The following is a 15,923-nucleotide window of genomic DNA, read 5'->3' as shown; positions in this document are numbered from 1 at the left end:
GACCTGTCCCGGCGTGAGCCCTCCAGTGTCGAGGAGGTCTGAGCCGCTTCGGCTCAGACCCTCCCCGGCCACCCGTAAGAACTTCTGAAAGGGAAAGAAGACCAACGTGCTCGACGTGAACTTCTTCGATCAAATCCGGATCGGTCTCGCGACCGCCGACGACATCCGCGGATGGTCGTTCGGCGAGGTCAAGAAGCCCGAGACGATCAACTACCGCACGCTCAAGCCTGAGCGCGACGGGCTCTTCTGCGAGAAGATCTTCGGTCCCACCCGGGACTGGGAGTGCTATTGCGGCAAGTACAAGCGCGTCCGCTTCAAGGGCATCATCTGCGAGCGCTGCGGCGTGGAGGTCACGCGGTCCAAGGTGCGCCGTGAGCGCATGGGCCACATCGAGCTCGCCGCTCCGGTCACGCACATCTGGTACTTCAAGGGTGTTCCCAGCCGGCTGGGCTACCTGCTGGATCTGGCTCCGAAGGACCTCGAGAAGGTCATCTACTTCGCTGCCTACATGATCACGCGGGTCGACGAGGACGCTCGTCACAACGACCTGTCAAGCCTCGAAGCGAAGATCACCATGGAGCGTGAGCAGCTCGAGAACCGTCGTGACAACGAGGTCAACGAGCGCATGCAGAAGCTCGAAGAGGACCTGAAGGCTCTCGAGGACGAGGGCGCCAAGGCCGACGCCAAGCGCAAGGTCAAGGACGCCGCCGAGCGTGAGGCCAAGCAGCGCCGCGACCGTACGCAGCGCGAGATCGATCGCCTCAACGAGGTGTGGGACCGCTTCAAGTCGCTCAAGGTCCAGGATCTCGAGGGCGACGAGCTGCTCTACCGCGAGATGACGTACCGCTTCGGCAAGTACTTCGAGGGCTACATGGGCGCCACGGCGATCCAGAAGCGCCTGCAGGACTTCGACCTCGACGCCGAGGCCGAGCTCCTGCGCGAGATCATCGCGACCGGCAAGGGTCAGAAGAAGACCCGCGCCCTCAAGCGACTCAAGGTCGTCTCGGCATTCCTCGGCAGCAGCAATGCGCCCGAGGGCATGGTGCTGGACGCCGTCCCGGTGATCCCGCCGGAGCTGCGCCCGATGGTGCAGCTCGATGGTGGCCGGTTCGCGACCAGCGATCTGAACGATCTCTACCGCCGCGTCATCAACCGCAACAACCGGCTGAAGCGCCTGCTCGATCTCGGTGCGCCGGAGATCATCGTCAACAACGAGAAGCGCATGCTGCAGGAAGCCGTTGATTCGCTGTTCGACAACGGCCGCCGCGGTCGTCCGGTCACTGGTCCGGGCAACCGTCCGCTCAAGTCGATCTCGGACATGCTCAAGGGCAAGCAGGGTCGATTCCGTCAGAACCTGCTCGGCAAGCGCGTCGACTACTCCGGCCGTTCGGTCATCATCGTCGGTCCGCAGCTCAAGCTGCACCAGTGTGGTCTGCCCAAGCAGATGGCCCTCGAGCTGTTCAAGCCGTTCGTCATGAAGCGGCTGGTCGACCTCAACCATGCGCAGAACATCAAGAGCGCCAAGCGCATGGTCGAGCGGGCTCGGCCGGTCGTGTGGGACGTCCTCGAAGAGGTCATCACCGAGCACCCCGTGCTGCTCAACCGTGCACCCACCCTGCACCGGCTGGGCATCCAGGCGTTCGAGCCGCAGCTCATCGAGGGCAAGGCCATCCAGATCCACCCGCTCGTCTGCTCGGCCTTCAACGCCGACTTCGACGGTGACCAGATGGCCGTGCACCTGCCGTTGAGCGCCGAGGCGCAGGCCGAGGCCCGCGTCCTGATGCTGTCGACGAACAACATCCTCAAGCCGTCTGACGGTCGCCCGGTCACCATGCCGACACAGGACATGATCATCGGTCTGTACTTCCTCACGCTGGAGCGTGCGGGACACATCGGCGAGGGTCGTGCATTCAGCTCGGTTCCCGAGGCGGTGATGGCATTCGAGCGTCACGAGATCACGCTGCAGAGCCACATCAAGGTTCGCATCGATGGTGTGACGGTCGAGACGACGCTGGGCCGTGCGATCTTCAACGAAGCGCTGCCCGAGGACTACAGGTACGTCAACTACCAGGTGGGCAAGAAGGAGCTGGGTGTGATCGTCAACGATCTCGCCGAGCGCTACTCCAAGGTCGACGTCGCCAACTCGCTCGACAACCTCAAGGACACTGGTTTCCACTGGGGCACCCGCTCCGGCGTGACCATCTCCATCGAGGACGTCGTGACCCCGGGCCGCAAGCCCGAGATCCTCGCGACCTACGAGGCGCAGGCCGCCAAGGTCCAGACGCAGTTCGATCGCGGTCTGATCACCGAGGACGAGCGCCGTCAGGAGCTCATCGAGATCTGGACGCAGGCGACTGCGGAGGTCTCGGCCGAGATGGAGAAGGGTTTCCACGAGGACAACCCGATCTACATGATGGTCGATTCCGGCGCCCGTGGAAACATGATGCAGGTCCGTCAGATCGCCGCCATGCGTGGCCTGGTGGCCAACCCCAAGGGCGAGATCATCCCGCGCCCGATCAAGGCCAACTTCCGTGAGGGCCTGTCGGTGGTTGAGTACTTCATCGCCACCCACGGTGCTCGCAAGGGCCTGGCTGACACGGCGCTTCGTACGGCCGACTCGGGTTACCTGACCCGTCGTCTGGTCGACGTGAGCCAGGACGTCATCATCCGTGAGGACGACTGCGGCACTGAGCGCGGACTGCCCAAGGTCATTGCAACGAAGCTCGACGACGGCCGTCTGGTCGCTGCCGAGAACGTCGAGACCTCGGCCTACTCGCGAAGCGCGGCGACCGACGTCACCGATGCCAAGGGAACGGTGCTTGTCGCCGCCGGCGGCGACCTGGGCGATGTCGAGATCGAGCAGCTCATCGCTGCCGGTGTCGACGAGATCAAGGTCCGCACGGTGTTGACCTGCGAGGCCAAGGCGGGCACGTGCGCCAAGTGCTACGGCCGCTCATTGGCTACCGGCAAGCTCGTGGACATCGGCGAGGCGGTCGGCACCATCGCGGCCCAGTCGATCGGTGAGCCCGGCACGCAGCTGACGATGCGTACCTTCCACACCGGTGGTGTGGCCGGAGACGACATCACGCACGGCCTGCCGCGCGTCGTGGAGCTCTTCGAGGCGCGTCAGCCCAAGGGCCGTGCTCCGATCACCGAGTCCGCTGGTCGGGTCGAGATCGATGACTCGGACAAGACGCGCAAGCTCGTGGTGACGCCGGACGACGGTTCCGACGTGCTGGAGTACCCCGTCACCAAGCGGTCGCGTCTGCTGATTGCCGATGGCGATCACGTCGAGGTCGGCCAGCAGCTGACGCACGGCACCCCGGATCCGCAGGAAGTGCTGCGCATCCTCGGTGTGCGTCGGGCGCAGGAGCACCTCGTGGACGAGGTGCAGGAGGTCTACCGCTCGCAGGGTGTGGCCATCCACGACAAGCACATCGAGATCATCGTGCGCCAGATGCTCCGTCGCGTGACGGTCATCGAGCAGGGTGCGTCGAATCTCATCCCGGGTGACTTGGTCGATCGGGCCAAGTTCGAGGAGGAGAACCGTCGCGTCGTGGCCGAGGGTGGTAGCCCGGCTTCGGGTCGACCGGTCCTGATGGGCATCACGAAGGCCTCGCTGGCCGTCGAGTCGTGGCTGTCGGCCGCCTCCTTCCAGGAGACGACCCGCGTCCTCACCGACGCAGCCATCCACGGCAAGTCCGACGCGCTGCGCGGTCTCAAGGAGAACATCATCATCGGCAAGCTCATCCCGGCAGGTACTGGTCTCGACCGGTACAAGAACATCCGGGTCGAGCCGACCGAAGAGGCCCGTCAGGCCGCCTACGCCGTCACCGGCTATGGCGACTACGACTACGGTTTCGGTGCCCCGGACTCCGCTCCGGCGCAGCTGGACGACTTCGACTTCACGTCATTCGAGAAGTAACGTCCCAGCGCGGTACTGCCGCTCAAGCATGACGAATCCCCCGGCCTCAGGGCCGGGGGATTCGTCGTGGTCGTGTGCTGGCGAGACGGTCCGGGGTCACCCTGCTCCGGCCGTGCGCTGGCCGCTCTGCTCCGGCGTCTGGGGAGCCGGTGGAGTCGGCGGAGCCACTGGCTTCGTGGCGGCCGGGGTGACCCTGAACAGCCACGTCAGTCGTGGTTCGAACACGGGCCGGAACACGGTTGCGACAGGGCTGGTCATCAGCAGATTGGCGACGACGACGGCCATGATCGTGGTGGCCACGACCGCGGCGAACCCGAACCGGGAGATCTTGTCGAAGACGTCGAACTGCAGCTGCAAGAAGATGATCAGGTAGCCGTGCAGCAGGTAGCAGTAGAACGTGCGCCCGCCGAGCGCCGTGGTGAGTGAGCGACGCCGGGGAACCAGCGACAGCGCAGCGAACGTGAGAACGAAGCCGATTGCGAGCAGCTCGGCCCGCTGCGTCATGCCCTCGATCGCGGTGGCGCGGAGCGGGTCCTCGTTGTAGCGCTGTTTCCAGAGTAGCCAGTCGGTCTGCCAGTGCTTGGAGTAGACGTAGCAGATCAGCAGAGCCGAACCGAGCAGCGCGACCGATGCGGCGCGCACGCGGGGAGCAGCCAGCCGCTCGAAGCGCTCGCGGCTCATGTGCAGACCAACCACGTAGAACGGCAGAAAACCCAGGATCTTCGGCAGCGCCAGCACGTTGGGAACCTCGATCAGGCCGACGAGCAGAGAGATCAGGATCGAGGTCGTGATGGGGTACCGCAGCGCACGCCAGATCGGTGTCGTCAGGCGCCACACGAACAGCGCGGCCAAGAACCATGCGAGCCACTGCGGCGACAGGATCATGAGCGGGTTCGGCTCGCCGGTGTAATGGCGGGTGATGAGCTGCAGGCTGGTCTCGACCAGCAGGTAGGGCACGACGAGCGTGCTGACGATCCGGCGCACCTGCCGTGCGTCTCCCATGTAGCGCCGGGCCGTGTAGCCCGAGATCAGGATGAAGAACGGCATGTGGAACGAGTAGATCCACACGTAGACGCCGCGCGCGGAATCCATGTCCGTGAACTGGGTCAGGGAGTGGCCGACCACGACCAGGAGCATCACCCAGTAGCGGGCGTTGTCGAGGTATGCCACTCGCTCCTTGGTCGGAGAGGTGGAGGTGGGCAACGGCTCGAGAGGACTCATTGTGCTTGACTCTATAAGCACTTGCGGAAAGTGGCCTGTCCCAACCCGAGCTGGAGGATTCGTGGTCGAACCGACCCGCACACAGCGTCTGGGTGCCTACGCCGTGGTTGTCGACCAGGGACGCATTCTTCTCACCCGCATCTCGGCGGTCGGCTACCCGGTCGGCGCGTGGACCCTGCCCGGCGGCGGGGTGGACCACGGTGAGCCCCCGTACTCCGCCGTGCAACGCGAGCTGTGGGAGGAGGCCGGGCTCGTCGCGACGAGCGTCAGGCTCGTCGACGTCCACGACGTCCATGTCGTCGAGCTGGGGCGCGGCGACCAGTACGAGGACTATCACGGCGTGCACCTGCTGTATGCGGTCGAGGTCGACGCCAGCGTCGAGCCGCACGTCGTGGATGTCGGCGGCACGACGGACCTGGTCCGGTGGGTTGCCATCGACCAGGTCGACTCAGTGGGCGGGCCGGTGCTTCCCATGGTCACCCACGTGATCCAGCACCTGGATCACTTCGTGGGTGCCGGGTAGTCCAGCAGGATCGTGTAGTTGCCCCGTGCTGACAGGATGAACGTCGCTCGGGCCGTGCCACCGCCCTTGGTCCGCGTGGTGTAGGTCGTGCTCACCTCGTTGAGGTCCTCGACGACGTCCTTGGCGATCTGGCCCTTGGCGCTCCTGCTCCGGACGTACTGCTCCGCCGTCTGGTCGGCCTCGACCGCACGGGTCGAGGTCGTCACGACGAATCGCGGGTGGGACCCGCTCAGCAGGATCGTCGCGCTCGATGGTGCAGTCCAACCACCGAGCAACGGGGCGGACCGAGCAGCGTCCTCGTCCATCTTGGGCCAGATCAGACCGGACTTCTCGTCGGCCGAGTCGATGCTCTCCACGCCATTCAACGAGCCCGACTCCGGGGCCAGCTGGCCCTTGCGCGGCTCGCCGACATACTCGACCGTGACCGCCATGACCGGGCGGGTCAGGTTCGACGGACCTGAGGTGCGAGTGCGAACGTCGCCGGGATCGACCTCCATCGTGATGCGGATGTTGCGGTCGTCCTCGGTGATGCCGTGCACCGACAACTCGCACCGCGTGATCCGGCGGATCGAAGACTTGCAGTAGGCCGAGAGATCGTCGGTCAGGACGTTGGACGCCGGCAGACGGGCTGCGATCTGGGCCAGCATCCGCCGCACGACGTCGGCGGGGTCGCCGTCGATCCGCATCAGCGAGATCGTGGAATCGGGCTTGGGGGGATTCTCCAACAGGTCAAAGGTGTCGTCGCTGGGTCGCGGCTCGGGTGTCGGCGTCGGCGTCGGTGTCGTGGGGGTGCCGTCCGCCGCCTCGGCTGCGGCCTTGTCCCGCGCCTCGGCGTCCTTCTGGGCCTGCGCGGCGAGCAGCTCGGGCTGATACACCGAGATCAGTCGGGCGCTGCGGTAGCGAACCAGCGGCCCGAGCTGCGTCGCACCCCGTGGCACCTGCAGGCCGTAGGCGATGGGACTCTCGGGTCCGGACTCGTGCTCGGCGACGTCAGGCAGGGGAGCGGTCGTGGCGCTGGACTGCACGGGAGATGCCGGACCGCCCGCGGATCCCTGGCCGTCGCAAGCCGCGATCAGCGCCAGCGCGGCGACGGACACTGCCGCGCGGAAGAAGCGAGACTTCATGCATTCCCCTCGTCGGTGCCCCCGTTCGGGGACAGATCAGGCAGGCGATCGAGCGACGCCGCCTCGACGGAACTCTGCGCACCAGAACCACACGATATCGTTCCCGGCCAAGGGCCTGGCCCGCGTGGTCCGACGCTCGGAGAGGAGTCGCACATGACGCAGCGCACGACGACGACCGATCGCGTCTTCGGGACGCTTCGCGAGTCGATCTTGACGGGGGAGTTCCCCGCCGGATCACTGCACTCGATCTATCGGCTCGCCGATTTGCTCGGGGTCTCCCGCACGCCGGTCCGCGAGGCTGTGCTTCGGCTCGCCGACCTGGGCCTGGTTTCCATCGAGCGAAATCGTGGCGTGCGCATCCGTGGCGTCACCGTCACCGACGTTCGGTCGGTGTTCGAGCTCAGGCTCATGATGGAGGTGCCGGCCGCCGCCTACGCGGCAGAACGCGCCACGAGTGAGGACGTCGTCACGCTCGAGGCGGCCCTGGCAGGCATGCGGGTGGCGGCCGAGCTGGACGACGAGGGCGGCTTCACCGATCACGACCGATCCCTGCACCACGCGATCGCTTCGATATTGGGCAACTCCAGGCTGCAGCAGGAGGTCGCTGCGCTGCGGGACTCGATCCAGACCCGCGGTGCCTCGACCTTGCACCGTTCGCGAGGCATGCCAGAGATCCTCGAGGAGCACGTGCCGATCGTCCTGGCGATTGCTGCAAAGGATCCCGCGGCAGCAGCGGCGCGGATGGAGGAGCATCTGGTCAACACCGCAACGCTGCTCATGACCCAGGTCGCGGACTCGGACGATCCAGCTCCGGCCTCAGGCTGGGCCGATCGGCTCCGAGGTCATCTGTACCTCCCCGGTCGGTCCATCCACCCCGGAGAGAAGTAGCATGCTAGTGACGACGAGGCCCCCATCCGAAGGAGCAGCACCGTGTCGAGCTTCCATCCGACCCACCCCGAGACGGTCTTCACATACGGCGCGCCGGGCCTGAAGTTCGGCGTCGGAGCCCGGCACGAGCTCGGGCACGACCTCGCACAGCTCGGTGCGAAGCGGGTGCTGATCGTGACCGACTCCGGCGTTGCCGCAACCGGCGCCCCCGGCGAGGTCGCCGCCGCTCTGCAGGCGGCCTCGATCGACGCGATCGTGTTCGACCGTGCCCGCGTCGAGCCGACCGACGGGAGTCTGGAGGAGGCGATCGCCTTCGGCCGCGCCGAGGGCCCGTTCGACGCGATCGTCGCGATCGGAGGAGGCAGCAGCATCGACACCGCGAAGGCGGTCAATCTTCTGCTGACCAACGAGGGCGAGCTGATGGACTACGTCAATGCACCTGTCGGCAAGGCGCGCGCGCCGCGCCAGCGGTTGCTCCCGTTGATCGCGGTGCCAACGACAAGTGGCACCGGCAGCGAGAGCACCACGATCTGCGTCCTGGACGTCGTCAGCCAACAGGTCAAGACAGGGATCTCGCACGTCCGGTTGCGTCCGACCCTCGCCGTGGTGGATCCCGAGCTGGCGTTGACGCAGCCTGCCGAAGTGACGGCCGCCTCGGGCCTGGACATCCTGTGCCACGCGCTGGAGAGCTACACCGCGCGACCGTTCGGCTCCTACGAGCGCAAGCGGGCCGACCAGCGAGTGCCGTACTGCGGTGCCAACCCGATCGCCGACATGTGGTCGGAGAAGGCCCTGAGCCTGATGTCGAGCTCGTTCCGCAAGGCCGTGCGCCATGGTGACGATCTGGCCGCCCGGACCGAGGTCGCGATGGCGGCGACGTTCGCGGGCCTGGGGTTCGGCAATGCCGGCGTGCACATCCCGCATGCCAATGCCTATCCGATAGCCGGACAGGTCCGAGACTTTCGTCCGAGTGGTTACGACTCCGACCACGCCATGGTGCCCCACGGAATGGCTGTGTCACTGACTGCGCCGGCGGCGTTCCGTCACACGTTCCAGGCGGCTCCGGAGCGTCATCTGAGAGCAGCCCAGCTGCTGGCGCCGGACGCCGAGTGCCCGGCCGACCCGGCCGAGTTCCTTCCGCAGGTGCTCATCCACATCATGCGCGACGTCGAGATCCCTGCCGGCATCGGTGCGGTGGGCTTCGACGAGGGTGACATCGACGCGCTCGTCGAAGGCACCATGAAGCAGCAGCGGCTGCTCGCGACGGCGCCGCTGGAGGTCACCGAGGAGGCCGTGGCGATGATTCTCGACCAGTCGATCGAGCTGTGGTGACCTCGTCGTCGAGCCTGGACCAGGGGTCGGTGGACACGGCGGACATCATGCACGCGTTGCACCGTGCCGGCGTGACCGATGTCGACGACTCCACCCTGACCAGAGCGATGTACAGCACCGACGCCTCGCTGTATCGAGTCGTACCGCGGGTCGTGGTGCGTCCCCGGAGCGTCGAGGAGGTCCTCGGGACGATCGAGGCGTGCCGTCTGACGGGGACGCCGGTGACCTCACGCGGCGCTGGCACGTCGATCGCTGGGAATGCCGTCGGCACGGGGGTGGTCATCGACTTCACCCGCCACCTGAACCGGGTCCACGAGATCGATGTCGAGGCGCGCACCGCGCGGGTCGACCCGGGGACGGTCCACGCGGTTCTCCAGAAGGCCGCGACACCCATGGGCCTGCGGTTCGGTCCGGACCCCTCCACGCACACGCGGTGCACCGTCGGCGGCATGATCGGCAACAACGCCTGCGGCTCACGCGCGCTGGCGTACGGACGCATGGCGGACAATGTCGTCGCGCTCGACGTCGTCACGATGGCGGGGGAGGAGCTCTCGTTGCGCTCCGGCGCGGCGACGACCTCGCCGACGCTGGACCGACTGCGAGAGGTCGTTCAGACCGACCTCGGCACGATCCGTACCGAGTTCGGAACCTTCGGCCGTCAGGTCTCGGGCTACAGCCTTGAGCACCTCCTGCCCGAACGCGGCTTCGACGTCGCCACCTTCCTGGCCGGCACCGAAGGCACCCTGGCGACCATGACGGCCGCCACCGTGCGGCTTGTCCAGGATCCTCCGCACCGGCAGATCCTGGTTCTGGGATACGCGTCGATGGCCGAGGCCGCGGACGACGTTCCGGCCCTGCTGGTCCACAGTCCGACGGCGTGCGAAGGCCTCGACTCGCGAATCGTCGATGTCTTCCGCGCCCACCGGGGCGCCGTGCCCGAGCTGCCGGCCGGTACGGGCTGGTTGTTCGTCGAGATCTCCGGTGAAAGCGTGGCCTCGGTGGCCGACTCGGTCCGGCGAGCGCGGGCCTCGTCCTCGGCGATCGCGGCGCGCGTCGTCACCGACCCCGCCGAGCAGGCCGTGCTCTGGCGAATTCGGGAGGAGGGAGCAGGCCTGGCGACCCGTACCCTGCCCGGCAAGGCGCTGTCGGGTTGGGAGGACGCCGCCGTGCCACCCGAGCGACTGGGTGCCTACCTGCGGGAGTTCGACCTGCTGTTGGCGTCCCACGGGCTGGACGGCGTGCCATATGGCCATTTCGGAGACGGCTGCATCCACGTACGCATCGACTTCCCGCTCGACGAGCCGGGCGGGCGCGGGCTGTTCCGGGAGTTCCTCCATGACGCGGCGACCCTGGTCGCGTCGCACGGCGGATCGCTGTCGGGGGAGCATGGAGACGGCCGGGCCAGGTCTGAGCTGCTGCCGCTGATGTACTCGGCCGAGGCGATCGATCTGTTCGGTCAGGTCAAGGCCGTCTTCGATCCCGATGACCTGCTCAACCCCGGCGTGCTGGTGCGCCCTCGACCCGTCGACGCCGACCTGCGGGGACCCGAGTCGTCGAGCCGCCTCGATGGCCGCCTGGGCCTGCGGCTGCTGCACGACGCGGGAGACTTCGGCAAGGCCGTGCACCGGTGCACGGGCGTCGGCAAGTGCATCGCCGACAACACCGGCTCGCAGGGAGTGATGTGCCCGTCCTTCCAGGCAACTCGCGACGAAAAGGACTCGACCCGCGGGCGTGCCCGGGTGCTGCAGGAGATGATCGACGGCCGATTGGTGAAGGGAGGATTCCGGGCACCAGAGGTCCACGAGGCGCTCGACCTGTGCCTGTCCTGCAAGGGGTGTGCGACCGACTGCCCGACCGGCACCGACATGGCGACCTACAAGTCCGAGGTCTTGCACCAGGCATATCGCGGACGTCTCCGCCCGCGCAGCCACTATGTGCTGGGACGTCTGCCATTCTGGGCACGGGTCACCTCGCCGGTCGCGTGGCTCGCGAACCTGGGCCTGCGCACCCCCGGCGTGCGCTCGATCGCCCGCTGGATCGCCGGTGTCGACCAGCGGCGCAGCCTGCCGACGTTCGCCCGCGAGACCCTGAGCCGTTGGGCCCGCCGGCGCGATCCCGACACGGCGGGCCGACCACGGGTGCTGCTGTGGGCCGACTCGTTCACCGAGTTCTTCTCCACTGACGGCGGCAAGGCAGCGGTACGGGTCCTCGAGAGCGCTGGCTATCACGTCGAGCTGCTTGCTCGGCCGGCCTGTTGCGGGCTGACGTGGATCACGACCGGTCAGCTCGACCGCGCTCGCGCGATCGTGGCAGGGACGGTGGCTCAACTCCATCCTTACGTCATGGACGGGGTGCCGATCGTGGGTCTGGAGCCATCCTGTCTCGCTGTGCTGCGGTCCGACGCTGTCGAGCTGTTGGACGATCCTCGTGCGGTCGACGTCGCACGCGGTGTCTTCACGCTGTCGGAGCTTTTGCAACGTACCGATGGGTGGGTGGCGCCGGACCTGTCGGAAGCCACTCTCGTGGTCCAACCGCACTGCCACCAGGCCTCGATCCTGGGCTTCGAGGCCGACCTGGCGATCATGGCAGCCACCGGAGCCACGATCCAGCGACTTTCTGGATGTTGCGGACTCGCCGGAAACTTCGGCGTCGAGCGGGGACACTATGAGGTGTCAGTGGCCGTCGCGGAGCTGCAGCTGCTCCCCGCCGTGCGTCACGCTCCACCTGGGGCAATAGTCGTCGCTGACGGGTTCTCCTGCAGGACCCAGCTTGACGACCTCGTCGATGTCGACGCGGTGCACCTCGCCCAGATCCTCGACCGCTGACCGGAGACGACTCGCCATGGACCGCACTCTTGAGCTGGGCACCGCGATGTCGCGCTTCGCCGAGCTCGCCGGCCTGGCGCTGGGAGAAGAGCCCATCCCGGCCTGCGCGGAGTGGACGATGCACGGGCTGGTGGCGCACCTCGGGACGATGCACCGCTGGGCGGCCGGGACCCTCCTGAGCGGTCAGCGGATCGCGGCGCCCACTCCGCTGGTGACCGAACCCTTGGCAGACTGGTATGCCGGCACGGCCACGGCACTCCTGAGTGCGCTGCAGGCCATCAGCCCGGACGAGTCGATCCCCAATTTCACCCGCAATGACGAGACCGCCGAGTTCTGGCCGCGACGGCAGCTGCACGAGACCATCGTGCATGGTGTCGACGCCGCTCAGGCGCTTGGTTTCGACGAATCCAGCTGGGCCGTTGATCCGGCGATTGCGGCCGATGGCATCGACGAGGTGCTGCAGGCGTTCTTCCCCCGGTTGACGGCGCGGGGCATGCGCCCTGACGTACGCTCACGCATTCGGCTGGTGGCCACGGACCTCCAGCAGTCGTGGATCATCAGTCCGGGAAGCGAAAAGGACGGCCCTCCGGTTCAGCTCCACTCGTCGCTGGAGGCTGACGTGCTGGTGAGCGGATCAGCGTCCGATCTGTACCTCGGACTGTGGGGGCGGGTGGGTCCGGAGCGGCTGCAGTTCGATGGCGCCGATGGCCAGATCATGTTCGACGGCCCGACGACGCCGTAGACCCGCGACGCCCGCCCGGCACGTCGACCTACCGGGTGCAGTCCGGTGATTTGGAATCATCTGCGCCGGACCGGTAGTATGAGGCGCTGTGCCTGAACTCATCAGGCCGGTGCACACATCCTGTCGGACAACGCGGCGGCGAGTGCATCACGACTCATGGCTCACACCAGTCAGAAGAAGGAAGTTTGTAGTGCCCACGATTAACCAGCTGGTCCGCAAGGGCCGCACGCGCAAGGTCGTCAAGACGACGACCCCCGCGCTCAAGGGTTCACCTCAGCGACGCGGTGTCTGCACCCGCGTCTACACGACCACTCCGAAGAAGCCGAACTCCGCGCTCCGCAAGGTGGCACGTGTGAAGCTCTCGAGTGGCACCGAGGTCACTGCATACATCCCCGGTGAGGGCCACAACCTCCAGGAGCACTCGATCGTGCTCGTTCGCGGTGGTCGTGTGAAGGATCTCCCCGGTGTGCGCTACAAGATCATCCGTGGAGCCCTGGACACGCAGGCCGTCAAGGGCCGCAAGCAGGCCCGCAGCCTGTACGGCGCCAAGAAGGAGAAGAGCTAATGCCTCGTAAAGGTCCGGCGCCGAAGCGCGTCGTCGTCACTGACCCCGTCTACGGGAGCCAGCTCGTCACCTCGCTGATCAACAAGGTCCTGGTCGACGGCAAGAAGCAGGTCGCCCAGCGCATCGTCTACACCGCCCTGGAGGGAACGCGCGAGAAGTCCGGCACCGATCCGGTCATCACCCTCAAGCGCGCACTCGACAACGTCAAGCCGTCGATTGAGGTCAAGAGCCGTCGTGTCGGTGGCGCGACCTATCAGGTCCCGATCGAGGTTCGCGCCTCGCGTCAGAACACCCTGGCCCTGCGCTGGCTCGTCCGCTTCTCGGGCGAGCGTCGCGAGAAGACCATGGCCGAGCGTCTGATGAACGAGCTGCTCGACGCCTCGAACGGTCTGGGCGGCGCCGTCAAGAAGCGCGAAGACACGCACAAGATGGCCGAGGCCAACAAGGCATTCGCCCACTACCGCTGGTAGTCCCGGACGTCTCGTCCCCATCACCTTCACCCGCACCAAAGAGGAAGCAGTAACCACTCGTGGCAACCGACATCACCACCGACCTGAACCGGGTCCGCAACATCGGCATCATGGCGCACATCGATGCCGGCAAGACCACGACGACCGAACGCATCCTCTTCTACACCGGTATCAACTACAAGATCGGTGAGGTCCACGACGGCGGCGCCACGATGGACTGGATGGAGCAGGAGCAGGAGCGCGGCATCACCATCACCTCCGCCGCGACGACCTGCTGGTGGAAGGACAACCAGATCAACATCATCGACACCCCCGGGCACGTCGACTTCACCGTTGAGGTCGAGCGCAACCTGCGCGTCCTCGACGGCGCCGTCGCCGTGTTCGACGGTGTGGCCGGTGTCGAGCCGCAGTCCGAGACGGTCTGGCGCCAGGCCGACAAGTACGGCGTGCCGCGCATGTGCTTCGTCAACAAGCTCGACCGCACCGGCGCCAGCTTTGACTACTGCGTCAAGACGATCCGCGAGCGCCTCGGCGCGACGGCCCTGGTCCTGCAGGTCCCGATCGGCGCCGAGGGCGACTTCATCGGAGTCGTCGACCTGATCGGCAACCGCGCGCTCGTGTGGCGCGGCGAGACCGCGATCGGTGAGGACTACACCATTGAGGACATTCCGGCCGATCTGGTCGAGAAGTCGGCCGCCGCCCGTGCCGAGATGATCGAGACGCTCGCGGACCACGACGACGAGTTCGCCGAGGCCTACCTCGACGGCGCCGAGATCACCCCCGAGCTGCTCAAGCCGGCCATCCGTCGCGCGACGCTGGCCGCCGCGCTCAACCCGGTCCTGTGCGGCACGGCGTTCAAGAACAAGGGCGTCCAGCCCCTGCTCGACGCCGTCATCGACTTCCTGCCCTCGCCGATCGACGTTGGTGCCATCACGGGCCTCGACCCGCGAGACGAGAGCAAGTCCGACACACGCGAGCCGAACGAGAGCGAGCCGTTCGCGGCACTCGCGTTCAAGATCGCCTCGGATCCGCACCTGGGCAAGTTGACCTACCTACGCGTCTACTCGGGGCGTCTGGAGGCTGGCAGCACGGTCATCAACGTGACCAAGGGCCGCAAGGAGCGCATCGGCAAGATCTACCAGATGCACGCCAACAAGCGCGCTGAGATCGCCTCGGTCGGCGCCGGCCAGATCGTCGCCGTCATGGGTCTCAAGGACACCACGACGGGCGAGACCCTGGCCGATCCGCAGAAGCAGATCGTGTTGGAGTCGATGACGTTCCCCGCGCCGGTCATCCAGGTCGCGATCGAGCCCAAGACCAAGAGCGACCAGGAGAAGCTCGGCACCGCGATCCAGCGGCTCGCCGAGGAGGATCCGACGTTCCAGGTTCACACCGACGAAGAGACCGGTCAGACGATCATCGCCGGCATGGGCGAGCTGCACCTCGACATCCTGGTCGACCGCATGAAGCGGGAGTTCAACGTCGAGGCCAATGTCGGCAAGCCGCAGGTCGCGTACCGCGAGACGATCAAGCGCAAGGTTGAGAACGTCAGCTACACCCACAAGAAGCAGACGGGTGGCTCGGGCCAGTTCGCCAAGGTCATCATCAGCATCGAGCCGACCGGGCCGCTGTCCGGTGGCGAGGGTGGCTACGAGTTCGACAACGCCGTCTCCGGTGGCCGTGTGCCCCGCGAATACATCCCTTCGGTCGATCAGGGTGCGCAGGATGCCATGCAGTTCGGTGTTCTCGCTGGCTACCAGATGGTCGACGTCAAGGTCACCTTGGAGGACGGCGCGTACCACGACGTCGACTCCTCGGAGCTTGCCTTCAAGCTCGCCGGTTCGATGGCGTTCAAGGAGGCGGCACGCAAGGCCGATCCGGTGATCCTCGAGCCCGTGTTCGCGGTCGAGGTCACCACGCCCGAGGACTACATGGGCGACGTGATCGGCGACATCAACTCTCGCCGTGGCCAGGTTCAGGCCATGGAAGAGGGCATGGGAGGCGTCAAGGTCATCAAGGCCATCGTCCCCTTGTCCGAGATGTTCGGGTACGTCGGCGACCTGAGGTCCAAGACCTCGGGCCGTGCGTCATACTCGATGCAGTTCGACTCCTACGCGGAGGTTCCCAAGAACGTCGCGGAAGAGATCATCAAAAAGGCCCGCGGCGAGTAGCAGCGGTCCATCTCATAAGATGGCCTGAGGCTCTCGTCCAGCGAGACCCAACGGCGTTCCACAGCAACCAATTCTAAGAAGGAGCCCCAAGTGGCTAAGGCGAAGTTCGAGCGGACCAAGCCGCACATGAACATCGG

At 66.5% G+C, this 15,923-nt stretch carries 11 protein-coding genes; 9 read left to right on the top strand and 2 right to left on the bottom strand.

From position 1 onward, the window contains the following. The first annotated feature begins 106 nt into the window (after window positions 1-106). Window positions 107-3,925 (top strand): DNA-directed RNA polymerase subunit beta', encoded by a 3,819-nt coding sequence (locus WB461_RS00055; protein WP_423850678.1) that lies wholly within the window; start codon window positions 107-109, stop codon window positions 3,923-3,925. Between the two features lie 96 nt (window positions 3,926-4,021). Here WB461_RS00055 and WB461_RS00050 read toward each other — a convergent pair whose 3' ends face one another. Beyond that, entirely contained in the window at window positions 4,022-5,146 is a 1,125-nt protein-coding gene (locus WB461_RS00050) for an acyltransferase family protein (protein ID WP_423850677.1), read from the bottom strand. Between the two features lie 61 nt (window positions 5,147-5,207). Between WB461_RS00050 and WB461_RS00045 the strand changes: the two genes are divergently transcribed. Next, a complete protein-coding gene (locus tag WB461_RS00045) occupies window positions 5,208-5,669 on the top strand; it encodes an NUDIX hydrolase (RefSeq protein ID WP_423850676.1) in 462 nt (153 codons plus the stop codon). Here the strand turns inward: WB461_RS00045 and WB461_RS00040 are convergent. Next, on the bottom strand, window positions 5,648-6,793 hold the full coding sequence (locus tag WB461_RS00040; protein ID WP_423850675.1) for a hypothetical protein: 1,146 nt from the start codon (window positions 6,791-6,793) through the stop codon (window positions 5,648-5,650). The two genes, WB461_RS00045 and WB461_RS00040, sit on opposite strands and share 22 nt — an antisense overlap. A gap of 153 nt (window positions 6,794-6,946) precedes the next feature. On the opposite strand from WB461_RS00040, the gene WB461_RS00035 reads away from it, so the two are divergent. The 7 genes from WB461_RS00035 (at window position 6,947) to fusA (ending at window position 15,786) form a co-directional block, all read left to right on the top strand. Beyond that, window positions 6,947-7,681: a GntR family transcriptional regulator gene (locus WB461_RS00035; protein ID WP_423850674.1), complete on the top strand. Its 735-nt coding sequence runs from the start codon at window positions 6,947-6,949 to the stop codon at window positions 7,679-7,681. A gap of 42 nt (window positions 7,682-7,723) precedes the next feature. After that, complete coding sequence (locus WB461_RS00030; RefSeq protein WP_423850673.1) at window positions 7,724-9,013, top strand: hydroxyacid-oxoacid transhydrogenase; 1,290 nt, start codon at window positions 7,724-7,726, stop codon at window positions 9,011-9,013. Further along, window positions 9,010-11,838 carry an FAD-binding and (Fe-S)-binding domain-containing protein gene (locus tag WB461_RS00025; protein ID WP_423850672.1) on the top strand — a complete coding sequence of 943 codons (2,829 nt, stop codon included), beginning with the start codon at window positions 9,010-9,012 and terminating at the stop codon, window positions 11,836-11,838. Before WB461_RS00030 ends, WB461_RS00025 begins: the two co-directional genes overlap by 4 nt. Window positions 11,839-11,854: 16 nt before the next feature. Beyond that, window positions 11,855-12,580: a maleylpyruvate isomerase family mycothiol-dependent enzyme gene (locus tag WB461_RS00020; protein WP_423850671.1), complete on the top strand. Its 726-nt coding sequence runs from the start codon at window positions 11,855-11,857 to the stop codon at window positions 12,578-12,580. A gap of 190 nt (window positions 12,581-12,770) precedes the next feature. Further along, entirely contained in the window at window positions 12,771-13,145 is a 375-nt protein-coding gene (rpsL, locus tag WB461_RS00015) for a 30S ribosomal protein S12 (protein ID WP_423850670.1), read from the top strand. Continuing rightward, entirely contained in the window at window positions 13,145-13,615 is a 471-nt protein-coding gene (rpsG, locus tag WB461_RS00010; protein ID WP_423850669.1) for a 30S ribosomal protein S7, read from the top strand. The genes rpsL and rpsG overlap by 1 nt, the downstream gene beginning before the upstream one ends. 59 nt (window positions 13,616-13,674) lie before the next feature. After that, complete coding sequence (gene fusA, locus WB461_RS00005) at window positions 13,675-15,786, top strand: elongation factor G (RefSeq protein ID WP_423850668.1); 2,112 nt, start codon at window positions 13,675-13,677, stop codon at window positions 15,784-15,786. The last annotated feature ends 137 nt before the right edge of the window (window positions 15,787-15,923 follow it).

Origin of the sequence: Aeromicrobium sp., assembly GCF_049587115.1 — a bacterium.
GTDB lineage: Bacteria > Actinomycetota > Actinomycetes > Propionibacteriales > Nocardioidaceae > Aeromicrobium.
The sequence above is the reverse complement of the archived record's forward strand: the minus strand, read 5'-3'. Positions and strand labels throughout refer to the sequence as shown.

Bases quoted from the DNA above. Each gene is read 5' to 3' on its own strand.
- WB461_RS00050 (WP_423850677.1), bottom strand. From the start codon at position 5,146: ATGAGTCCTCTCGAGCCGTTGCCCACCTCCACCTCTCCGACCAAGGAG.
- WB461_RS00040 (WP_423850675.1), bottom strand. From the start codon at position 6,793: ATGAAGTCTCGCTTCTTCCGCGCGGCAGTGTCCGTCGCCGCGCTGGCG.
- WB461_RS00035 (WP_423850674.1), top strand. From the start codon at position 6,947: ATGACGCAGCGCACGACGACGACCGATCGCGTCTTCGGGACGCTTCGC.
- WB461_RS00020 (WP_423850671.1), top strand. From the start codon at position 11,855: ATGGACCGCACTCTTGAGCTGGGCACCGCGATGTCGCGCTTCGCCGAG.
- rpsG (WP_423850669.1), top strand. From the start codon at position 13,145: ATGCCTCGTAAAGGTCCGGCGCCGAAGCGCGTCGTCGTCACTGACCCC.